This window comes from Acidovorax sp. KPB24-07 (assembly GCF_057543315.1).
Genome location: NZ_BAAJYS010000798.1, coordinates 1 through 887, shown reverse-complemented (window position 1 = coordinate 887; position 887 = coordinate 1). Strand labels below are relative to the sequence as shown.

The window sequence follows — 887 nt, the reverse complement described above, 5'->3', positions numbered from 1 at the left end:
CGGGGGGCGTGGCGGCGGGCAGTTCGTCCACCAGCACGCGGTAGGCCTGCTCGGTGCGCGCCGGCACCGGCTGCGTGGACAGCAGGCGCACCATCTGGCGCTGGCCCGGTGGAATCTGGCTGATGGGCGGGCTGGCCACCACCTCGCGCTGCGCCTCGAAGCGGTCCTGCCCGTCGGCCTGGCGCCACTGGAACACCCGCACCTGCATCGACACGGGCTCGGCGCCGCGGTTTTCCATCCACAGCGCCACCGCGCGCTGCGGGCCGGTGATGACCGGGTCCACGGGCCAGATCATGATCGGCGTGGCCGCATGCGCCGGTGCGGCCGCCGGGCCGATGCCGCAGAGGCAGATCAGGGCCAGGGCGAGCGCGAGGAAACGGTGCAGCGTCACCACGACAGGGTCACCTGCACGGTGTCGGTGTAGGTGCCGGCGCTGAGCCCGGAGCCCGGGAACGTCGCGGTGGCCTGGATGGGCAGCGCCGTGGGTGTGGCGCCCAGCGCCATGTCCGCCGCCACGTTGGGCAACAGGGCCGGCGAGCCGGCCGCGACCAGCGTGAGCGCATAGGGAATGAACTGCGAGCCGTTGGAGAGCCGGCGCTGCGCGCCGCTGGCATGCAGGCCGCTGCCCACCGTCACCCGCAGCGTGGTGCCCGGCGTGCACAGCACCTGGGCCTGCGTGCCGGAGCCGCCCGTGGCCATGACGCTGTGCGTGCCGGTGCGCACGGGCGAATGCACGCCGAAGTCGAGCAGGCCGAACGACAGCCCGGTGGTCTGCGCGCTGCCCGAGATCTGGCAGCCGCGCGCTACGGTCGCGCTCACCGGAATCGTGGCCGTGGTGGCGATGGGCGTGGCGGCCTCGGCGGGCGCGGCGACCCACGCCGGCAATG

General features: G+C 74.3%; 2 protein-coding genes. Both read right to left on the bottom strand.

Translation table 11 applies throughout. The annotated features are described in order from the left end of the window. The coding region (locus AC27IQ_RS25890; RefSeq protein WP_487091353.1) for a fimbrial biogenesis chaperone at positions 1–394 on the bottom strand (394 nt) is incomplete at its 3' end. Further along, positions 388–887: spore coat protein U domain-containing protein (locus AC27IQ_RS25885; RefSeq protein WP_487091352.1), on the bottom strand; the 500-nt coding region annotated here is incomplete at its 5' end. The genes AC27IQ_RS25890 and AC27IQ_RS25885, both read right to left, overlap by 7 nt.